At 70.1% G+C, this 20353-nt stretch carries 18 protein-coding genes and 1 riboswitch; of the genes, 7 read left to right on the plus strand and 11 right to left on the minus strand.

All coding sequences use genetic code 11. From position 1 onward, the window contains the following. The first annotated feature begins 53 nt into the window (after positions 1–53). From ACSFBC_RS14405 to ACSFBC_RS14435, 7 genes are all read left to right on the plus strand, one after another. Complete coding sequence (locus ACSFBC_RS14405; RefSeq protein ID WP_435511001.1) at positions 54–1079, plus strand: patatin-like phospholipase family protein; 1026 nt, start codon at positions 54–56, stop codon at positions 1077–1079. A gap of 137 nt (positions 1080–1216) precedes the next feature. Further along, positions 1217–1705, plus strand: a complete 489-nt coding sequence (locus ACSFBC_RS14410; protein ID WP_435511002.1) for a hemerythrin domain-containing protein — start codon at positions 1217–1219, stop codon at positions 1703–1705. Between the two features lie 80 nt (positions 1706–1785). Beyond that, complete coding sequence (locus ACSFBC_RS14415; RefSeq protein WP_435511003.1) at positions 1786–1992, plus strand: hypothetical protein; 207 nt, start codon at positions 1786–1788, stop codon at positions 1990–1992. A 36-nt stretch (positions 1993–2028) separates the two neighbouring features. After that, positions 2029–2175 (plus strand): hypothetical protein, encoded by a 147-nt coding sequence (locus tag ACSFBC_RS14420; RefSeq protein ID WP_435511004.1) that lies wholly within the window; start codon positions 2029–2031, stop codon positions 2173–2175. A gap of 117 nt (positions 2176–2292) precedes the next feature. After that, positions 2293–3120, plus strand: a complete 828-nt coding sequence (locus tag ACSFBC_RS14425) for an AraC family transcriptional regulator (protein ID WP_435511005.1) — start codon at positions 2293–2295, stop codon at positions 3118–3120. 82 nt (positions 3121–3202) lie between these two features. Then, on the plus strand, positions 3203–3628 hold the full coding sequence (locus tag ACSFBC_RS14430; protein WP_435511006.1) for a cupin domain-containing protein: 426 nt from the start codon (positions 3203–3205) through the stop codon (positions 3626–3628). Between the two features lie 200 nt (positions 3629–3828). Next, a complete protein-coding gene (locus ACSFBC_RS14435; RefSeq protein ID WP_435511184.1) occupies positions 3829–4905 on the plus strand; it encodes a PAS domain-containing sensor histidine kinase in 1077 nt (358 codons plus the stop codon). On the opposite strand, the gene ACSFBC_RS14440 is transcribed toward ACSFBC_RS14435, so the two are convergent. The 11 genes from ACSFBC_RS14440 to ACSFBC_RS14490 form a co-directional block, all read right to left on the minus strand. Next, positions 4871–5503, minus strand: a complete 633-nt coding sequence (locus ACSFBC_RS14440) for a vWA domain-containing protein (RefSeq protein WP_435511007.1) — start codon at positions 5501–5503, stop codon at positions 4871–4873. The genes ACSFBC_RS14435 and ACSFBC_RS14440 overlap by 35 nt on opposite strands. Positions 5504–5589: 86 nt before the next feature. Next, positions 5590–6693, minus strand: a complete 1104-nt coding sequence (locus ACSFBC_RS14445; RefSeq protein ID WP_435511008.1) for a magnesium chelatase ATPase subunit I — start codon at positions 6691–6693, stop codon at positions 5590–5592. A gap of 130 nt (positions 6694–6823) precedes the next feature. After that, positions 6824–10651, minus strand: coding sequence for a cobaltochelatase subunit CobN (cobN, locus tag ACSFBC_RS14450; RefSeq protein ID WP_435511009.1), 3828 nt, complete (start codon positions 10649–10651; stop codon positions 6824–6826). A gap of 19 nt (positions 10652–10670) precedes the next feature. Continuing rightward, positions 10671–11729, minus strand: coding sequence for a cobalamin biosynthesis protein CobW (gene cobW, locus ACSFBC_RS14455; RefSeq protein WP_435511010.1), 1059 nt, complete (start codon positions 11727–11729; stop codon positions 10671–10673). A 29-nt stretch (positions 11730–11758) separates the two neighbouring features. Beyond that, positions 11759–12679: an LLM class flavin-dependent oxidoreductase gene (locus ACSFBC_RS14460; protein ID WP_435511011.1), complete on the minus strand. Its 921-nt coding sequence runs from the start codon at positions 12677–12679 to the stop codon at positions 11759–11761. Beyond that, complete coding sequence (locus ACSFBC_RS14465) at positions 12679–13455, minus strand: ABC transporter ATP-binding protein (protein WP_435511012.1); 777 nt, start codon at positions 13453–13455, stop codon at positions 12679–12681. The genes ACSFBC_RS14460 and ACSFBC_RS14465 overlap by 1 nt, the downstream gene beginning before the upstream one ends. Then, positions 13452–14459, minus strand: coding sequence for a FecCD family ABC transporter permease (locus ACSFBC_RS14470; RefSeq protein ID WP_435511013.1), 1008 nt, complete (start codon positions 14457–14459; stop codon positions 13452–13454). Before ACSFBC_RS14470 ends, ACSFBC_RS14465 begins: the two co-directional genes overlap by 4 nt. A 571-nt stretch (positions 14460–15030) precedes the next feature. Continuing rightward, positions 15031–15921 (minus strand): ABC transporter substrate-binding protein, encoded by an 891-nt coding sequence (locus tag ACSFBC_RS14475; RefSeq protein WP_435511014.1) that lies wholly within the window; start codon positions 15919–15921, stop codon positions 15031–15033. Next, positions 15921–18089, minus strand: a complete 2169-nt coding sequence (locus tag ACSFBC_RS14480) for a TonB-dependent receptor (RefSeq protein ID WP_435511015.1) — start codon at positions 18087–18089, stop codon at positions 15921–15923. Before ACSFBC_RS14480 ends, ACSFBC_RS14475 begins: the two co-directional genes overlap by 1 nt. Before the next feature lie 130 nt (positions 18090–18219). Continuing rightward, positions 18220–18499: riboswitch (cobalamin riboswitch) on the minus strand. A gap of 93 nt (positions 18500–18592) precedes the next feature. After that, the gene (locus ACSFBC_RS14485; protein WP_435511016.1) at positions 18593–19150 is read right to left on the minus strand and encodes a fasciclin domain-containing protein; all 558 of its coding nucleotides are present in this window, start codon (positions 19148–19150) and stop codon (positions 18593–18595) included. A 124-nt stretch (positions 19151–19274) separates the two neighbouring features. Further along, complete coding sequence (locus tag ACSFBC_RS14490) at positions 19275–20348, minus strand: patatin-like phospholipase family protein (RefSeq protein WP_435511017.1); 1074 nt, start codon at positions 20346–20348, stop codon at positions 19275–19277. Between the last annotated feature and the right edge of the window lie 5 nt (positions 20349–20353).

Below are 20353 nucleotides of genomic sequence, written 5' to 3' on the forward strand. Positions count from 1 at the left end.
GCTCCGACCGCCATAGTGCGATACGCCATCGCCGATGGCACCTGGGAGTGGGCATGAAAGCGGAACGCGCATTGAAGTTGAACCTTGCGTTGCAAGGAGGCAGCGCCCATGGCGCCTTCACATGGGGCGTGCTGGACCGGCTGCTCGAGGAGCCGGACATCGAGATCGATCGCATCAGCGGCACCAGTGCCGGCGCGCTCAACGGTGCGGCGCTGGCCACAGGCTATGCGCGTGACGGCCGGGCGGGCGCCCGTGAAAGCCTGGCGCTGCTCTGGCAGCAGGTCGCGGTGGCCGGTCTTCCCTTCACCATGCTCCTGCTGCCGCTGAAAAAGCCCAGCTGGGGGGTCTGGGACGACGCCATGCCGTTGATCTCGCCCTACGTCGCCAATCCGCTCGGGCTCGGTCCGCTGCGAGCGATCCTCGGCACGCTGATCGACGTCGACGCCCTGCGGAACGGCCACGGGCCTCGTCTGTATGTGAATGCCGTCAGCGCCCACAGCGGCGCCAACCGCGTGTTCACACCGGAGGACATGTCCATCGATGCCATCCTCGCGTCCGCGTGCGCGCCGATGGCTTTCCAGGCGGTGCAGATCGGCGACGACGCCTACTGGGATGGAAGCTACGCCGCCAACCCATCGCTGTGGCCGCTGCACGAGGGCCAGACCGAAGCCGACCTGCTGATGGTCGAACTCACCCCGCCGCAGCGCGACGAGATACCGATGGCCGCCAAGAACATCCTCAACCGCATCAACGAGATCGCCTCCCTCAACGGCCTGGTCTCCGAGCTCAAGGACCTCGCCTTGCTCAACGCCCAGGGGCACGACATCCGCATGCACATGATCAGCCTGCCGCAGGAGGGCTCCGCCCTGGCGATCGAAGCGTCGGTCAAGCGCAGCGTGGGCATGGCGCTGTTCGAGGCGCTCAAACAGTCGGGCCGAGCGGCCTGCGAGCGCTGGCTGGACGAACACCGGTCTTCGGTCGGCGTCGCGTCGTCGGTCGATGTGGCGCATCGATACCTGACACCCTACGCGCCGCATCGCCCGCCGCCGATCGCACCGACGCGCAGCCGGGCGCGGTAGCGCGACCGCAAGGCCGCGACGGCATCGAAGGTGCCGTGTCCGTCGCTCACCTCGCGCTTCGATCGCATTGGTCCTACGCAAGCGCCTGCGGCGCGGGTGGATGTTCAGGTTCCCACGAAACACAACGGAACACCCCCATGGCCACCACCCGCACCCCCGCCGATGCCTGCAGCCTGCTCGATGCCGACCACCGGAACGTCAAGAAGCTCTTCAAGGAATTCGAGCCCCTGGCCGAATCCAAGGCCAAGACAGCGCCTGCCAAACGCCGCCAACTGGCGGACCAGATCTGCCTGGAGCTCAGCGTCCATGCGCAGATCGAGGAAGAAATCTTCTACCCCGCACTGCGGGCAGCCGTGAAGGCCGAGGACCTGCTCGACGAGGCCGAGGTCGAGCACGCGAGCGCGAAGGACCTGATCGCACAGATCCGCGACGGCGACGAGAACGACAGCAAGTGGTGCGCGAAGGTCATCGTGCTAGGCGAGTACATCGACCACCACGTGAAGGAAGAGCGCAACGAGATCTTCGTGAAGGCGCGCGCCGCCCGCAACCTGGACCTGGTCGCCATGCGCGACGAACTGCAGGCCCGCAAGGAAGAGCTCATGTCCGAGACGACGGCCGCCGCCTGATGCCGACGCCCCCGACGCGCGCCGACATCGGCTCGCGTTCCGGGGCATCGCGCAGCACATCGAACCCCTCCAGGACGCAGATGACCGAACCCACCCGAAAGCCGACATCGGTGCAAGGCGCCATGAAGCAGACCGCCAAGACGGAGGCGGAACGCGGCGAGCCCAGGACCGAGCCCGCGAAGGACGCGGCGCCCGAAGTCGAGCGCAAGGTCCGCGAAGGCGACAAGCCGATCGACCAGTCGACCACCGGCGGCAGCTCGCCGGCCGGAAAGCCCGCCACACGGTGAACAGCCCACGCTCCAGCTGAGTTTCAAGGAGATGCCATGACCCCGCGCAGAGGACCCAAGTTGCCCGGCAGCCCCGATCCCAAGGACGTGCCGGCGCCCCGTGCCGGCAGCAATCCCGACGGGAAGACGCCTGCGGAATTGCCCAGCGATACGCGGGAGAAGCGCAAGAAGGCGCAGCGGTAGCGTCACAGGTCATGTCAGGCAGCCCTGCGCAGCCAGTGCGCAGGGCTGCCGCGCCAAGCGGCCCCATGCCCATCACGCTGCGCATCGAGGCCGTGGCGCTTCGCTACCATGGCCTTCATGAACCGAAAGCCAGCGCACGTGCGTACCGAATGGGTGAGGCACGCCGAACCCATCGACGGCGTGGAACGCATCGAGGCGCGCTTTCACGGCAAGGCCTATGCCCTGCACCGGCACAACACCTATGCGATCGGCCGCACGATCGCCGGCGTCCAGAGCTTCAAGTACCGGCGCGGGCAACGCAACAGCCTGCCCGGCAACACGATGGTGCTGCATCCCGACGAGGCCCACGATGGACAGGCCGGTACCGACGAGGGGTTTCAGTACCGCATGATCTACGTCGAACCGGCCCTGTTTCAGGCAGTGCTGCAGGGACGGCCCTTGCCTTTCATCGAAGGCGGCGTGACCACCGATCCGCGCCTGGCGGCAGCGACCTCGACCTTGCTGCAGCACGCGAGCGCGATGCTCGAGCCGCTCGAACACAGCGAGGCACTGGTCGAGCTGGCGCATGCACTGGAAACGGTTGCGGGCGCCGCCCCACGCCGGCCGCCAGGCGACTTCAACGCAGCGCGACGCGCGCACGACTATCTGCACGCGCATCAAGCGCAAGCCGTGACGCTGGCGGAACTCGAAGCGGCGACGGGACGCGATCGCTGGAGCCTGTCGCACGACTTCCGCCTGTACTACGGCACGAGCCCGTACCGCTTCCAGACCCTGCGGCGTCTGGATGTCGTGCGCCGCCTGCTGCGCCAGGGCAGTTCGCTGTCCCAGGCCGCGGCGGCTGCGGGGTTCGCCGACCAGAGCCACATGACGCGGCACTTCACGAAGACCTTCGGACTGACACCCGGGCGCTGGCTGCGCATCACGGCCGGCGTGCACGGCGGCTGACGGTCGCCCACGAACGTTCAATACAGCGGCCATCGCGCTGCGTATCTTCGGCGCTTTCCACTGAAGAAGAACGGAGCGTTCGATGTCCCAGCCCCTCCCCTCCACAGCGGCGCCGTTCGCGCGCGGCCAATGCCAGGCCATCGACCTGGCCGGCAAGATCGACCGGATCGAAGCGCACTGGCAACCGCGCGTCGTCGCCGAGATGAACGACTACCAGTTCAAGGTCGTGAAGGTCCAGGGCGAATTCCAATGGCACCTGCACGCCGACACCGACGAGACCTTCATCGTGCTCGAAGGCGAGCTGCGCATCGCGCACCGCGCCGACCCTTCCGGCGAGGGCGTGATCGTGCTGCGCGCGGGCCAGATGGCGGTGGTACCCAAGGGCGTCGCGCACCGGCCCTCAGCGGCCGCGGAGGTCAAGCTGCTGTTGATCGAGCCGCGCGGCGTGGCGAACACGGGCGACGGGGCGCGGGGCGAGCGGACGGTCGACAACGATCAGTGGGTCTGAACCGGGTTCTTCATCGGACCGGCGCCCAAGGGCCCGCTCTGCAGGGTTTGCAACGTTGCGATCGGACTCGCCACGCCCCGGCATGGGCGCCAACAAATCCTCGACCGCGTGTTCCCCGGCAGTTGGCGGCCTATAGGGAGATGGCGACAACGCCGGACTTGCGGCGCTGGGACCGGTAGCGCCCGCATGCCCCCTGCGGCCTGCTGGTGACCGCGCTGGATGGCACCCTGCTCAAGGTCAACACCACCTTTTGCGACTGGCTGGGCATGCCGCGCCACGAACTCGTGGGCGCCAAACGGCTGCAGGACCTGTTCACCGTGGGCGGCCGGATCTTCCACCAGACCCATTGGGTGCCCACGCTGCAGATGCAGGGCTCGCTGGCCGAGGTCAAGTTCGAGGTGCGCCGCCCCGACGGCCAACTGATCCCGATGATCCTCAACGCGCGCCGCCGCAAGCGCGCCGAGGGCGAGTTCGACGAGGTCGCGGCTTTCGTGGCGCAGGACCGCAACCGCTATGAGCGCGAACTCATGAACGCGCGCAAGAAGGCCGATGCGATGCTCGAAGCCGAACTCCGGTCGCAACGCCTGCTGCGCGACCGCGCGCTGTTCGCCGAGCAGATGATCGGCATCGTGAGCCACGACCTGCGCAACCCGCTGTCGGCCATCCTGATGGGCGTGCAACTGCTGGGCCGCGCCGAGAACGAGCGCCGCATGCGCGTGCTGCGCCACGTGCGCAGCTCGGCCGAACGCGCGCAGCGGCTGATCGAGGATTTGCTCGACTTCACGCAGGCGCGCGTCGGCACGGGCCTGGCTGTGAGCCTGCAAGCGATGGACCTCCACGCGCTGACGGCACACACGCTGGACGAACTCCGGCTCGCCTTTCCCGACCGCGAGATCGCGCACCGCACCCACGGCCCGGGCGCCTGCGTGGCTGACCAGGACCGGCTCGCGCAGCTCATCGGCAACCCGGTCGGCAACGCCACCGCCTATGGACGGGCCGGCACGCCCATCACCGTCACCTCGGCGATCGACGCCATGCAGGCTGAACTCCGGGTCCACAACCTGGGCGATCCCATCGACGCCGCTACCCTGCCCACGGTCTTCGAACCGATGGTGCGCGTCGACACCGGCGGCAGCAACACCGTGCGCAGCGTCGGCCTGGGCCTCTACATCGTCAACGAGATCGCGAAGGCACACGGGGGGACGATGGCGGTGGCATCGTCGGCAGAAGAGGGGACGGCGTTCACCTTGCGGTTTGCGGTGGCGGATGGAGTTTAGGAAGCGGAGCGGGAAGATCAGCGCGCATCCCTCCCGGTTCATCCGCTCGAAAATACCCTGAGGCCCAGGTCTGCGCCAACGCTTTGGCGCGCGCGAGTGCAACGCGATCCGCCTCAAAGTCCACCACCGTCGCCACATCCACCCCCACAGGCCGCACCGGACTCTCCGTACTCCGCCCATCCGTCAACAGCCACAACCACCGCTGTGCGGATTCATGCTTCGCCAGCAGGATCCCCGCCTGTTGAACGCCCAAGGTCAGCGGCGTGCCCCCGCCCCCCGCAATGGGCGCCAGCCAGGCGTCGTTCCAGACCCCTGCGCGCCGCGGTGGCATGCGCAGTTCGACCGTGTTGCCGCCAAAGCACAGCAGGGCCACGCGGTCGCGGCGTCGGTAGGCCTCTTCCATCAGCGCCACCAGCACGCCCTTGGCGCGCGCGAGCTTGCCGTCCTTGAGCATCGAGGCGGAGCAGTCGAGCAGGAAGCAATGCAGCGCGTCGCTGCGGGCTTCCTGCGGGCGGCGGCGCAGGTGTTCGGGGCGCAGTTGGGCCTCGGCGCCGCGGGCCATCAGCGTGCGGGGCCAGTCGTAGGCGGTGCTGCGCATCGACGATGCGATGCGCGACGTGTCCCGTTGCGTGCCCTGCCTCCGGTCACCCTGGCGCGCGCCAGCGGGATCGGCGTTCCGGAGGCTCAGGCTTTTTTTGGGGTGTGGGCCGCGCCTTGCGGTGAAGGCGCCGCGGCCATCAGCGGGCGCAGCGGCTTGACGCGTTCGATGCCCACGGGCTCGGTCGGCATGGCGCCCCAGTCGGTGTCGTCATTGGATGGCGACGTGGACGCATCGCCCCATGCACCGTTGCCCTGGCCGGACGAGGGACGCGGCGCGCCGGCCTGAGAGGAAGCGGGAGCCGGCGCGCTCTTCTCGGTGCCTGGCTTGCGCCGATGCAGCAGCACCAGGTCGGCCACCTGCTGCACATGCGCGGTCGTAAGCGTGTCGGCCTGCTCCCAGGCGGCCAGCGCGCGGGCGGCGCGCAGCATCACCAAATCGGCGCGCAGGCCGTCGACCTGCGCGGCCATGCAGAGCGCGCCAACGGCGGCGTGCACTTCGTCTTCGTAGCGCAGCGCCTCGCGGTCGGCCACGGTGGCGCGGGCGCGGCCCAGGGCCAGGGCCAGGGCGCCCTGGGCGTCGGCATGGTCGGCGCGGAAGCCCTGCGGGTCGGCGTCGAAGGCCAGGCGGGCGCGCACGATGGCCTGGCGCGCGGCGGCGTCGTCGATGTTGGTCAGGCGCACGCACAGACCGAAGCGGTCGAGCAGTTGCGGACGCAGTTCGCCCTCCTCCGGGTTCATGGTGCCGACGAGCACGAAGCGCGCGGCATGGCGGTGCGAGATGCCGTCGCGCTCCACGCTGTTGACCCCGCTGGCCGCCACGTCGAGCAGCGAATCGATCAGCGCGTCGGGCAGCAGGTTGACCTCGTCGACGTACAGCACGCCGCCATGCGCGCGCGACAGCAGGCCGGGCGCGAACTTCACCTGATGGCCGGCCAGCGCCTGGCCCAGGTCCAGCGTGCCGACCAGGTGCTCGAGGCTTGCGCCCAGGGGCAGCGTGACGAAGGGCGCGCCGGTCAGCAGTTCGGCCAGCGCGCGCGCGGCCGTGGACTTGGCCGTGCCGCGCGGGCCTTCGATCAGAACGCCCCCCAGGCCGGGGTCGACCGCGGCCAGCAGCAGCGCCTGGCGCAACTGCGGCTGGCCAGCGATGGCGGCGAAGGGAAAGGGCAGCGGCAATGCGGCGCTGTTCATGCCAATGTCTCCAAAGAAGGGGAAAGGTCTTTGCCAAAAGCACCGCAGAACCGGCTTTGCCGGGCTGCTGGTACTGCCCCCGGAAGGGGGTTGGCGAAGCGACACGAAGTGCGCGAAGACTGGGGGAGAGTCATGCTTTTTCCATTCGTTGTTCTTGTTGGAGCAGCAGGTCTTCAAGTTGTCGCTGGTAGTCGCCAGGCGCCTGCCACAGGCCTCGCTGCATGGCTTCAAGCAACCGGCTCAGCATGTCGTGCAGCGCCTGCGGGTTGTGGTCCTGGATGAACTGGCGCGTGGACGGGTCCATCACGTAGGCGTCGGCCACCATCGCGTACTGGTGGTCGCCGACCACGCGCGCGGTGGCGTCGAAGCCGAACAGATAGTCGACGGTCGCGGCCATCTCGAAGGCGCCCTTGTAGCCGTGGCGCTTCACGCCGTCGATCCACTTGGGGTTGACCACGCGCGCGCGGATCACGCGGCCGATCTCTTCCTTCAAGGTGCGCATGCGCGGCGCCTGCGGGTTGCCGTGGTCGCCGTGGTACATCGCGGGCTGCTGGCCGCTCAGGTGCCGCACGGCCGCGACCATGCCGCCCTGGAACTGGTAGTAGTCGTTGGAGTCGAGCAGGTCGTGCTCGCGGCTGTCCTGGTTCTGCAGCACCACGTCCATGGTCTTCAGGCGCTCGACCAGCGCGGCCTGCGCGGGCACGCCGTCGCTGCCCTGGCCGTAGGCATGGGCGCCGCCGTCGACGTAGGCGCGTGCCAGGTCGTCGTCGCTCTGCCAGTCGCCGCGGTCGAACAGCGGCTGCAGGCCCGAGCCGTAGTGGCCCGGCGCCGAGCCGAACACGCGCCAGCCGGCCTGCGTGCGCGCGGTGGCGGCATCGAGGCCCTTCGCCTCCAGCGCGGCGGCCTCGCGCAGGATGCGGGCGCGGATCGGATTGCGTTCGGCGTCCTCGTCTTCCTGCGCGGACACGGCCTGCACGGCGGCGTCGAACATCTGCACGGCCGCCGGGAAGGCATCGCGGAAGAAGCCCGAGATGCGCAGCGTGACGTCGATGCGCGGACGGCCGATGCCCACGGTGGGCAGCACCTCGAAGTCGACCACGCGCTGGCTGCCCGCCGCCCACTTGGGCCGCACGCCGATCAGCGCAAAGGCCTGCGCCAGGTCGTCTCCTCCGGTGCGCATGGTGGCCGTGCCCCAGACCGACAGGCCCATCGCGACCGGGTACTCGCCGTGTTCCTGCAGGTGCAGCTCGACCAGCCGCGCGGCGGACTTGAGGCCCAGCATCCAGGCCGTGGGCGTGGGGATGGCGCGGGTGTCGACCGAGTAGAAATTGCGCCCGGTCGGCAGCACGTCGGGCCGGCCGCGCGAAGGCGAGCCGCTGGGGCCGGCGGGCACGAAGCGGCCCTGCAGCGCGCGTGAGAGCTGGGTGAGTTCCTGCGTGCCGCAGGCGTCGAGGTCGGGCGACAAGCGATGCGCGATGCGGCCGAGCACGGCCTGCGTGTGCGGCATGGGCTGCGGCAGCGCGATGCCTGCATCGGCCTCGTCGAGCAGCCGCTGCGCGAGCAGTTCCAGCCGCTCGCGCGTGTCGCCCGCATGGCGCCAGGGTTCGTCGCTGACCGACTCCAGCAGCGCGGGCCGCGCGCCCTGCCAGGGCGTGGCGGGCTCGATGTCGAGCGGCTCGAACGCATCGTCGGGCAGCAGGTCGCGCGACAGCGCATCGAGCAGCCCCGCGTTCTCGCCCGCGCCGTCGGCCGAGGGGTAGCGCGCGAGCGCGAGCAGGGTGTCGCGGCGCAGACGGCCTTCGGGCGACTGACCGAACACGTGCAGGCCGTCACGGATCTGCGTTTCCTTGAGCTCGCACAGGTAAGCGTCGACGCGTGCGAGCACGGTGTCGTCGTCGGCCGCGGCCGAGGGCAGCGCGAGCTCCTCGACCAGGTGCTGCGCGCGCACGGTCGCGAGGATCTGCGCGCGCAGCACGCGGGCGCGGCGTGCATCGACCAGCAGCGCGTCGTAGTACTCGTCGACCTGGCGCTCGAGGTCCTGCATCGGGCCGTGGTTCTCGGCGCGCGTCAGCGGCGGCATCAGGTGGTCGACGATCACGGCCTGCGTGCGGCGCTTGGCCTGCGCGCCCTCGCCCGGGTCGTTGACGATGAAGGGGTAGACGTTGGGCAGCGGCCCGAGGATGGCGTCGGGCCAGCAGGTCTGCGACAGCGCCAGGCTCTTGCCCGGCAGCCATTCGAGGTTGCCGTGCTTGCCCACGTGCACCACCGCGTCGATGGCGAACACGTCGCGCAGCCAGAAGTAGAAGGCCAGGTAGCCGTGCGGCGGCACGAGCTCGGCATCGTGGTAGCTCGCATAGTCCTGTGTGCCCTGCACCGCCAGCGAGCGCGCTGGCTGGATGCCGACGAACACGCGGCCCAGGCGCAGGCCCGCGATCATGAAGCGGCCCTGGCGCAACGACGGGTCCTGCTCGGGCGCGCCCCAGCGCGCGTCGATGGCCGCGGCCATGCCATCGGGCAACGCAGAGAGGCGCGCGCGGTAGTCGGCCAGCGCATAGCTCTGCCAGGCGGGCCGCAGCGGCCATTGCGAGGGGTCGTTGGCGATGCCCTGCTGAAGCGTGTGCATCAGCGCGTCGCCATCGGCCGGCAGCTTGTCGGCATCGCCCAGCGCATGGCCCTCGGCGGCCAGCGTGCGCAGGATCGCGATCACCGACGCGGGTGTGTCGAGCCCCACGCCGCTGCCGATGCGGCCTTCGCTGCCCGGGTAGTTGGCGAGGATCAGCGCCAGGCGCTTGTCCGCGGCGGGCAGGCTGCGCAGCCGGCACCAGCGCCGCGCCAACTCGGCCACGAAGGCGATGCGGTCGGGCTCGAGCCGGTAGTTCACCACCTCGGTCTGCGTGAGTTCGTCGCGGTGCGACAGGCCCTTGAAGCTGATGGCGCGCGTCACGATGCGGCCGTCCATCTCGGGCAGCGAGATCTGCATCGCGATGTCGCGCGGGCGCAGGCCCTGGCTGTCGGCCAGCCAGTCCTCGCGGTTGCCACCGCTCACGATCACCTGCAGCACGGGCGCATCGCCTGCGAGTTCGGCCACGGCATCGCCCGCGTTGCCGCCCTGCCCCAGCGCCGCGAAGGCCGTGGTGTTGAGCACCAGCTGCACGCCATGCTCGCGGCACAGGCCGCGCAGCGCGGAGATGCACAGCGGGTCTTTCAGGGAATCGAGCGCGACCGGCAGCGGGTTCAGGCCCTCGGCCCGCAGCGCGGCGGCCATCGCATCGAAGACCGCCGTGTTGCCCGACTGCAGGTGCGAGCGGTAGAACACCAGCGCGACCACGGGCGCACCGTCGCGCCACAGCGCGCGGAGGTCGTCGATGCCGGCCACCGTGTGCGCGGCGCCGAAGCCGCCCGGCACATGCAGCGCCACCTGCGGCAGGCTGCGCGGCGGTTGCGGCGCCTCGCCGTGGCCCAGGCCGTGGAAGGCGATGGCGCGCAAAAACTGCAGCGCATTGGCCGCGCCGCCCGCACGCGTGTATTGCCAGAGCTGGCGGCCTACCGAAGGGGGCAGCGTGCTGCGCGCCAGCAGGTCCTCGTCTTCCTGCAGGTCGCCCGAAAAGATCGCGAGCTGCTGGCCCTTGCGGCGCGCGAGCTTCTCGATCTGCTGCAGCCCGTAGGCCCAGGCCGATTCGGCGCCCAGGTGATCGACGATCACCACGCGCGCATGTTGCAACACCTCGTCGACGTAGAGGTCGAGCGAGGCCGGCTGGCGCAGGTACTGCAGGTTGGCCAGCCGCAGCGAGGGGTAGCCGGGGTCGGTGGCGGCGAGCGCGCTGCGTGCCGCGGCCAAGAGCGCGAGCGTGGTGTCGGCTGAGCTCAGCACCACGATCTCGCCCGGCGTCTGGTCGAGCCGGGTGACGACGCTGTCGTCTTCGACGAAGCGGCCGGGCTGGGTGCTCAGCAGGTGCATCGCGCGCCGGCCCGAAGCGTCAGGCCGCGACGGCGACGGCCGCCTGCAGCGCCTCGCGCAGCACGGCCTCATCGAGGTCTTCGCCGATGAACACCAGCTGCGTGCGACGGGCCTCGCCCTCGCGCCACTGGCGGTCGAAGTGGTGGTCGAAGCGCTTGCCCACGCCTTGCACCAGGAGGCGCATCGGCTTGCCCGGGATCGCCACGAAGCCCTTGATGCGATAGACGGTGTGCGCGGCCACGATCTGCGCCAGCGCGGCCAGCAGGCGGTCGCGGTCGACCGCGGGCAGGTCGATCACCAGCGCGTCGAACGCGTCGTGGTCGTGGTCTTCCTCGTGGTCGTGGTGGCTCGTGCGCTGGTCGATGGTGGTCTCGGCCGCGCGACCCTGGCCCAGCAGCAGGGCCAGCGGCAGCTTGCCCTGGGTGGCGGCGACGATCTTGACCTCGGCCGGGATCTCGGCGCGGATCAGCGCCTCGACCTGCGCGCGCGCGGCGTCATCGAGCAGATCGGACTTGTTGAGCACCACCAGGTCGGCGGCCGAGAGCTGGTCTTCGAACAGTTCGTGCAGCGGCGATTCGTGGTCGAGGTTGGGGTCGGCGCGGCGCTGCGCATCGACGGCCTCGGTGTTCTCGGCGAACTGGCCCGACGCCGTGGCCGGGCCGTCGACCACCGTGACCACCGCGTCGACGGTGAACACGTTGGCGATCTCCGGCCATTGGAAGGCCTGCACCAGCGGCTTGGGCAGCGCGAGGCCCGAGGTCTCGATGATCACCGCGTCGATGTCGGCGCGGCGCTCGGCCAGCTGCAGCATCACGGGCTGGAACTCCTCCTGCACGGTGCAGCAGACGCAGCCGTTGGCCAGTTCGTACAGTGCGCCTTCACGCTCGTTGCCCTCCTCGTCGCAACCGATGCCGCAGCCGCGCAGGATTTCGCCGTCGATGCCCAGCTCGCCGAACTCGTTGACGATGACGGCAATGCGCTTGCCTTCGGCATTGCCCAGGATGTGGCGCAGCAGCGTGGTCTTGCCGCTGCCGAGGAAGCCGGTGACGATGGTGACGGGGATCTTGGCGCTTTGCATGAGGGTGTGGCTTTCTGAGATGGGATGGATCATGCCGGCTCGCGAAGCGCGGGGAGCACCTCGTTCGCAAAGAGCGTCATGCCGGCGAGGGCTTGGGTGTTGTCCCAGAGCCCGTTGGCGTTGAACACGCAGCGCAGCGCATCGATGCCGCTGCGCTCACGCAAGGCGACGATCTGCGCATGGCATTGCGCGGGGTCGCCGTGGATGAACTGCTCGCGCAACATGCGTTCGCGGTCGATGCGCGGCACCTGTTCGGGCGGCACACCGCGCTTGGCGGCGAAGAAGGCGCGGCGTGTCTGCAGCTGGGGCCAGAGGCCGTCGAGCTGCGATTTCACCGAAGCCGCGTCGGCGCCGATGCACACGTAGCGCGCGAGAGAGGAACGCTGGAGCAGCGTCGAGGGCCGGCCCTGCAGGATGTCGGCCACGTGGCCCAGTTGCGTGGTCTCGGGCGGCTCCAGGCTCAGCAGCAGCGGGATGTCGCGCGCGATCGCGAAGCCCAGCGTCTCGGGCGTGGAGCCGGCCACGTAGAGGGGCACGTGCGCGGCGTGGGCCTGCAGCGCGATGCAGTGGCGTTCGAAGCGCGCGCGGGTCTCGGCCGCATCGATGTTCAATGCAGCCAGCGTGGCGGGCTCGGTGCCGCGGCCCACGCCGATGTCGATGCGCCCGCCGCTCTGGAAGGCCAGCTGCGCAATCTCGTCGGCCAGCAGCAGCGGCTGGTGCAGCGGCAGCACCAGCACCGAGGTGCCCACGCGCAGCCGCTCGGTGCGCGCCAGCAGCGCCGCGGCCAGCAGCAGCGGCGACGGGTACGGCCAGTCGGCCGTGGGCAGGCGGAATTCGCTGAACCACACACCGTCGAAGCCCAGCCGGTCGGCGGTGTCGAAGAGCGCGAAGAAGGCGCGCGGGTCGCCCTGCGTGGCTTCGCGGGTCCAGCCTGAAAGGTCGATGCGCATCAGGGGCCGGCCTGTTGGCGCAGCCGCGCGCGCAGCATCACGCCGGGCGGCACACCGATGCGGTCGAACACCACGCCGAAGCTCTCGTCGAGCAGCGCGGCATGGATCAGCTCCTCGCCGCCGTCGATCACGATGCGGCCGTCGGCCACCACCACGATGCGCTCGAAATGGCGGAAAGCCAGGTCGAGGTCGTGCATAGCGACGATCACCAGCCGCGAGCGGCCGCGCTGCGCCAGCGCCTCGACCAGCGTGAGCCGGTGTCGCACGTCGAGCGCGGCGCCGGGCTCGTCGGCCAGCAGGATCGGCGGGTCGGTCGCGAGCACGGTGGCCAGCAGCACCCGCGCCTGCTCGCCGCCCGACAGCGTCGACCAGCGCCGGCCGCGGAAGGCTTCGAGTTGGTTGCGCGCGATCACCTCGTCGACCGTGGGCAACTTGTTGTTCTTCGCAGCCGGGCCGCGCGGCGGCGTGAGGCGCATGCCCAGCAGTTCTTCCAGCACCAGGTCCCAGTGCGGCTCGAAGTGCTGCGGCATGAAGCCGATCGATTGCGCGCGCTCGGCGGCCGGCACATCGACCACGCGCCGCGTGCCCAGCCGCACCTCGCCCTGCGCAGGTGTTTCGAGGCCGGCCAGCAGCGCGAGCAGCGTGGACTTGCCCGCGCCGTTGGGGCCGATGACGGCGACCGAGCCGGTCGCGCCGAAGCCGATCGACACGTCGCGCAGGATGGACTTGTGGCGGCGCGAGACGCCGAGGTGCAGTGCTTCGAGCAGCAGATTCATGAACGCAGCCTCCGCGCGAGCAGCACGATGAAGAAGGGCCCGCCCGCCACCGCCGTGACCAGGCCCAGCGGGATCTCGGCCGGCGGCAGGGCCGAACGCGCGATGGCGTCGGCCACGGTCACCACGATGGCACCGGTGAGCGCCGAGGCCGGCAGCAGCACCCGGTGCAGCGGCCCGACCATCCAGCGCGCGATGTGCGGCGCGGCCAGCCCGACGAAGGCCACCAGGCCGCCGTAGGCCACGGCCGCCGCGACCACCAGCGAACCGACGATGACCGCGACGGGCGTGAAGCGCGCCACGTCGAGCCCGAAGCCCTGCGCCGCGCGCGTGCCCAGGCCCAGCAGGTCGAGCCCGTGCGCGATGCGCGAGGTGGCGAGCAGGCAGGCCACGCACAGCGCCGCGAGCAGGCCCAGGCCGGGCCACGACGGCGTCTGGATGCCGCCCAGCACCCAGTTCATCACGACCTGCAGGCTCACGGTCTCGTCGGACAGCGCGAGCATGAGGAAGGAGCGCAATGCGCCCAGCATCGCGGCGATGGCGACGCCGGCCAGCAGCATGCCGGCGGCATCGAGCGCGCCGGCGACGCGGGAGACGCCGAGCACCAGCGCGGTCGCGCCCCAGGCACCCGCGAAGGCGAGTGCGGGCAACGAATACGACTGAGGCACGCCCAGCGGCACGAGCAGCGCGACCGTGGCCCCCAGCGCCGCACCGCCCGAAGCGCCGAGCAGGTAGGGCTCGGCCAGCGGGTTGCGGAACACGCCCTGGAACACCGCGCCCGACAGGCCGAGCAAGGCGCCGACCAGTGCAGCGGCGAACACGCGCGGCAGGCGCCATTGCAGCAGGAGGCGGCTGCGCAGGCTGTCGTCGCCTGCGAGCGCGCGGTAGAGGGCCTGCGGGGACGACCACTCGTGGCCGGCGCAGGCGGCGAGCAGCAAGGCGACCCCGAGCACCGCGGCGGCGATGAGCCAGGCGCGGGCGGGGTGGCGAGGGGTGGGTGGGGTCACGGGTGTTGCGCCTTTTCCCGCTGAGGGAAGGTGGGGATGGGGGCTCGCACGATGGAGGCGCTGCCGCCCTCACCCCAACCCTCTCCCGGAGGGAGAGGGAGCAAGACAGAGGACGTCGATGCGGACGCTGTGTCAGCGCGCAGGCCCTCTTTCCCCTCTCCCGGAGGGAGAGGGAGCAAGACAGAGGGCATCGATGCGGAGGCTGTGTCAGCGCGCAGGCCCTCTTTCCCCTCTCCCTCCGGGAGAGGGCAGGGTGAGGGCATGGGCGGTGGTCCGGGCCAGCCTCTGTTGAGGCTGAGTGCCCCCACCCCTACCCTCCCCCGGAGGGGGAGGGAGAAAGACCGGGTCAGCTCCCTCGCTGCCTGGTGAAAGAAGCGCGGCTGCTTTGGCTCCTTCCCCCTCCGGGGGAAGGCAGGGATGGGGGCTCGCACGATGGGGGCGCTGCCGCCCTCACCCCAGCCCTCTCCCAGAGGGAGAGGGAGCAAGACAGAGGGCATCGATGCGGAGGCTGTGTCAGCGCGCAGGCCCTCTTTCCCCTCTCCCTCCGGGAGAGGAAGTGAAACCCAAACGCTCACGGCCTGACCTCCACCGACCCCAGCCACTTCGCCAGGCGCTCGATCCCGTCGATGGTCCGCGGCCCCGGAATCAGGAACTCGCTGCGCGACACCGTCACCGCCCGCTTGTCACGCACGGCCCGCATGTCGCGCCAGCCCGGCAGTTGCACCAGGTCCTCGAACGCCGCCTGGGTCCCCGCGAACAGCAGCACATCCGGGTCCGAGGCGAGGATCGCTTCGGGTGACACCTGCGCCACCGCCCCCCGCCCTGCGATCGCGAAGCGCCCACCCGCCATGCGCATCGCCTCGCCCGTGTAGGTGTCGGCGCGCGCCACCAGCAGCATGCCGTTGCCCACGCGCCCGGTGATCATCACCATGCGCGGCGACCTGCGTTGCACGACCTGCTGCGCCACGGCGTCCAGCCGCGCCTGCAGCGACTGCGCCAGCGCCTCGCCGCGGTCGGGCACGCCGGTGGCGCGGCCGATCAGGCGGATGTTGTCGAGCACCTCGCCGACGGATCGGCTCAGCAGCACGATCACCGGCACGCCGATGCGCGTCATCGGGTCGACCAATTGGTTGGCCGCCTGCCGCGCGGGCGTGACGATCACCAGGTCGGGCCGCTGCGCGACCACCGCGTCGACCGAGAAGCCCAGGCGGCCGCCGACCCTCGGCTTGTCCATGACCTCGGGCGGAAAGCGCGTGTATTCCTCGACGCCGACGATCCGGTCGGCCAGCCCCAGCGAGGTCACCAGCTCGGTGTTCGACGCGAAGATGGTCACCAGACGCTGCGGCGGCGCGCTCAGCACCACCGTGCGGCCCAGCGCATCGCGGACCGCGATCGGCGCGGCCTGCCCCGTGAGGGCGGCCACGCTCAGACCCAGGGCCAGCGCGATGCGCTTGAGTCGCATCAGAACGTGACCTGCATGCCGACCTGGAACTCACGGCCCGGCATCGAGGTGCCGCAGCCGCCGTTCTGGAAGCGCGGATCGGCGATGCACGGCTTCTGGTCGAGCGCGATGAAGATCGGGCTGCGGTTCAGGTCGAACAGGTTGTTGACCGCCGCGAACACCTTCACGCGCTTGCTGATGCGGTAGTCGCCGCGCAGGTTCCAGACGGTGAACGCGCCCTTGCGGTGGATGTAAGTGCTGTAGGGCTCGCCCTGCGGGATCAGCAGCGCCTCTTCGGTGTCGTACCACATCGGCCCGCGCAGCAACGCGCCGACCTGCAGGCTCCAGTCGTCGGGCAGCTTGCCCGCGCCGCGGCCGTAGCGCAGGCCCACCGAGGCTTCGTACTTGTACATGCGCTGCACGCGGTCGGTGTCGAGCGCAGTCGCACCCTTGTCGCGCATGGTGAAGTTGTAGTAGCCGTTCGCATACGCGTTGAGGCTGTGGGTGCCGGTCGAGAAGTTCAGCGCCTTCGCCAGGTCGACGTTGGCGCTGGCCTCGATGCCGCGCACCACGATGTCGGCCGCGTTGTTGGCGTAGTCCGAGGTGTTGGTGGTCGGGCCGCGCGACACGGTGATGATGCGATCGGAAATCGTGTTCTGGAACAGCGCCACGTCCGCGTTCCAGACCGGCAGCTGCAGCGTGCCGCCGAACTCGATCTGGCGGTTGCTCTCGGGCTTGAGGTTCGGGTTGCCGAAGCTGCGGCCGCCGCCCACCGCGGTGAAGTCCGAGCCCAGTTCGGTCGAGGTCGGCGCGCGGAAGCCGGTCGAGATGCCGGTGCGCAGGTTCAGCACGTCGAGCGCACGCCAGGTCGCGCCGGTCGACCAGGTGGTCTCGCCGTACGACTGGCTGCCGCTGCGCTGCAGCGGCAGGTTGGGCGTGAAGTCGAAGCCGGTGCGGCCCTCGGTGCGGCGCGCGCCGCCGCGCACGGTCAGGCGGTCGTCGAAGAACTTCTGCGAATCCTCGAAGTACAGCGCGTTGACGTGCTCGGTCTGGTTGTTGTCGTAGGGCGCGACCTGGCCGGTCGGGCCGCCGGGCAGCGCGACGCGGATGCGGTCCGAGCGCAGCCGGCTGCGCTCCCAGTCGTAGCCCAGCAGCAGGTCGTTGCCCTGCCCCAGCTTGAAGCGCGGCTGCAGGCGCGTGCCCAGGATGTCGAGCTTGCGGTCGTTGTAGTCGCTCGAGGTGCCGGGCGTGGCCCGCGTGCCCGAGCGCACCACGGGCGAGGCCCACTTGAATTCGTCCTCGTCGGCCACCGCGTAGATCTGCGCCATCCAGCTGATGCGCTCGTCGGCAGTGCGGCCTTCGTAGCTCAGGTCGGCCGAGGCGTTGGTGCGGTCGTCCTTGCTGACGGTGTTGGCGCCCGATCCGCGGAAGCCCGCGTTGTAGATGCCGTCGGTGCGCAGCTTGAGTTCGAGCCGGTTGCGCTCGTCGACCTGGAAGCCCAGCGCGCCCGCGAAGCCGCGGCGTTCCCAGCCGGTGTTGGCCAGCTTGCCGCCGCCCTTGCCCGATTCGTAGTCGTCGCGCCGGCCGCCCGACACGCCGAAGGTCCAGTCGAAGCGCTCGCCGCCGCCGCTGGTCTGCGCATGGGCCTGCACGCCGCCCCACGAGCCCACGCTCAGGCCGGCCTGGCTCGGCGGCGCGTTGTAGCCGCTCTTCATGATGATGTTGATCACGCCGCCCATGTTCTGGCTGCCGTAGATCACCGAGGCCGGGCCGCGCACGATCTCGATGCGCTCCACTTCGTTGGCGCTGAGCTTCGAGATGTTGGCCGTGCCTGCGCGCCGGCCGTTGACCAGCACCAGCACCTGCCCCTTGTAGTCGCGGCCCTGGCCGTCGCTGGTGGCGCCGCGGATGTTGATCGAGGTCTGCGCCGCGGTCCATTCGCTGAAGAAGCCGACCGCGTTCTCGGCCAGCAGGTCGGTCACCGACTTGGCAGTCGACCGGTCGATGGCGGCGCGATCGATCACCTGCGTGGTCGCGGCGATGCTCGCGCGCGCCTCGGGGCGGGCCGTGGCCGTGACGAAGATCTCGTTCAGCGCATCGGCTTCCTGGGCCATGCCCGGGCCTGCGGCCATCGAGAGAAAACCCAGCACGCCCACACGGACCGGGTTCAGGATCATTGCTCTTTTCATGCGTCTTCCAACTGCGCCCCGCCACCCCGCGGAGCCCAAACCAGTGATGACGCTGAAGAAGAAAGAACGCCTCGCGGCCAAGCCCGGTGCGCATGCACCGACCTGCCCGGACCCTCGCTCTCCCGCAGCGGCCGAAGCGGTTGCGAAGGCCGGTATCCGGGCTTGCGGACCGTCCTGCATGCGCGTTGCATGCACGACCGGAAGCCCCTCGCCTTCCCACGCCCGGAGGCGCAGTGACTGCCATGCCGAAGAAGGCATGGACGTGAGGGATTCCAAGAGATCCGCTGACCGTTGCGGGGGCAGCGCAGGACTTCTCGCGTCGTGTGAAGACGCCAGTCACCTGCTTCCCGTTTAACCCCGAGACCCTCCGAGGCGGAGAGCGTGCGGGGCACCTTCGAACCGTGCGGGCGCGGCGCTCACAGCGCCGGCCCGACCACAGAATTATAGGAAGGTAAAGAAGTCGGACAGCTTGCCGCGCGAGGCTTGCCGCCGAACCGTACTGCTTACTTGGGCAGCAGCACCTTGTCGACCACGTGGATCACGCCGTTCGACTGGTACACGTCGGCGATCGTCACGTTGGCGCTGCCGCCCTTTTCGTCGGTCACGGTCACGGTGCCGCCGCTGCTCTTGGCGACCAGCGTGCCGCCCGCGACGGTCTTGAGCGAGGCCATGCCCTTGCCGTCGTCGATCATCTTCATGAGCGACTTGGCATCCACCTTGCCGGCCACCACGTGGTAGGTCAGGATGGTCGTGAGCGTGCCCTTGTTCTCGGGCTTGAGCAGCGTGTCGACCGTGCCGGCCGGCAGGGCGGCGAAGGCGGCGTTGGTGGGCGCGAAGACGGTGAACGGACCCGGGCCCTTGAGCGTCTCGACCAGGCCGGCTGCCTTGACCGCGGCGACCAGGGTCGTGTGGTCCTTGGAATTGACGGCGTTGTCGATGATGTCCTTGGTGGCGAACATCGGCGCGCCGCCGACGGTGACCTGGGCGATGGCGGAGACCGCACCGACCGACAGAGCGGCTGCGAGTGCGAGGGAAGCGAGACGTGAGAACTTGGCTTGCATGGATGACTCCTGTTGCATTCACCGCCGCGAAGATGCGCGTCGGGTGTCATTCATACGGGGCGCGCCGCCCATTGGATTCATCGATGCGCCAACAAAATCCTTTCTTCGCGCGGCGCCCCCTCGATCACAGCACGCGGAGTTGCGTCATGTCGGGCCGTTCCAGCCATTGCTGCAGTTCGTCGGCCAGCCGCCCTGCCTCGGCCGCCGCGGTGCGCCAGGCCTGGATGCGGCCCGCCAGGTCGTTGCCGTAGCGCAGGAAATCGTTGCGGTCGGGCAGCTTGCCGCCGGGCAAGGTCGCGACCCATTCGGGCGACGGCGCCAGCACCACCATGCCGTCGAGGAAGGGCGTGGCCTTGTGGCGCCACTTCAGGCCCTTGTCGAGCCAGCCGGGCACCACCGCCTGCTGGAAGTGGGGGTACAGCACCAGGCCCTCGGGCCCAGTGCGGTAATCGAGGTGCAGGTGGTAGTCGGTGATGCCACCGTCCCAGTAGGCGCCGGGCGGCGCGCCGGGGATGTCGTGCACCGCCTCGAGCATGAAGGGGATCGAGCACGAGGCTTGCAGCGCGGGCGCGAAGTTGGCTTCGCTCAATGCCACGCGCCGGGTCGCGAAATCGGTGGTCGCGAAGGGCAGCGCCGCATCGGGCGTGGAGAACACCACGCGCTCGAGCCAGCCGCCCAATGCCTTGCGCCGCACGCCGTTGGCCATGAAGGCCCCCAGGTAGCCCAGGGCCGTGCGCCCTCGCCCCTCGCGGCCCAGCAGGTGCCGGCCGTGCGCGGTGATCACGTGCAGGCTGTAGCGCGGGTGGTTCAGTACCTCCTGGGCCCGGCCGCCGTAGAAGCTGCGCAAGCCCTCGCCGAACTGCGCGCTGACCTGCTTCGCCGTGAGCCGCTTCTGGCCCGGCGGCGGTTCGAAGTGCTGCGTGATGTAGCCGTCCTCGAAGTCGCGCAGCGCGCGCATCGGATCGTCGAGGCAGGCGTTGGCCAGGCGCCAGGCGCCGATCGACGCGCCCACGAGATCGATGGGTTGCGTGGAGCGCGGCAGCCAGTCGCCGAACAGGAAGCGGTCGATGGGCCCGAGGATCAGGCCCTTGGGGCCGCCAGCTGCGCCCGGCACCACGCGCACGTCGTCTGGCCGCAGGCCCTGCGCTTCGATCAGGCGCCTGGCCGCCGGACCGGCGTGGATGCGCAGTGCCTTCATGCAGG

It is taken from the genome of Variovorax frigidus, from assembly GCF_051216515.1.
In the GTDB taxonomy this organism is placed as follows: domain Bacteria; phylum Pseudomonadota; class Gammaproteobacteria; order Burkholderiales; family Burkholderiaceae_C; genus Variovorax.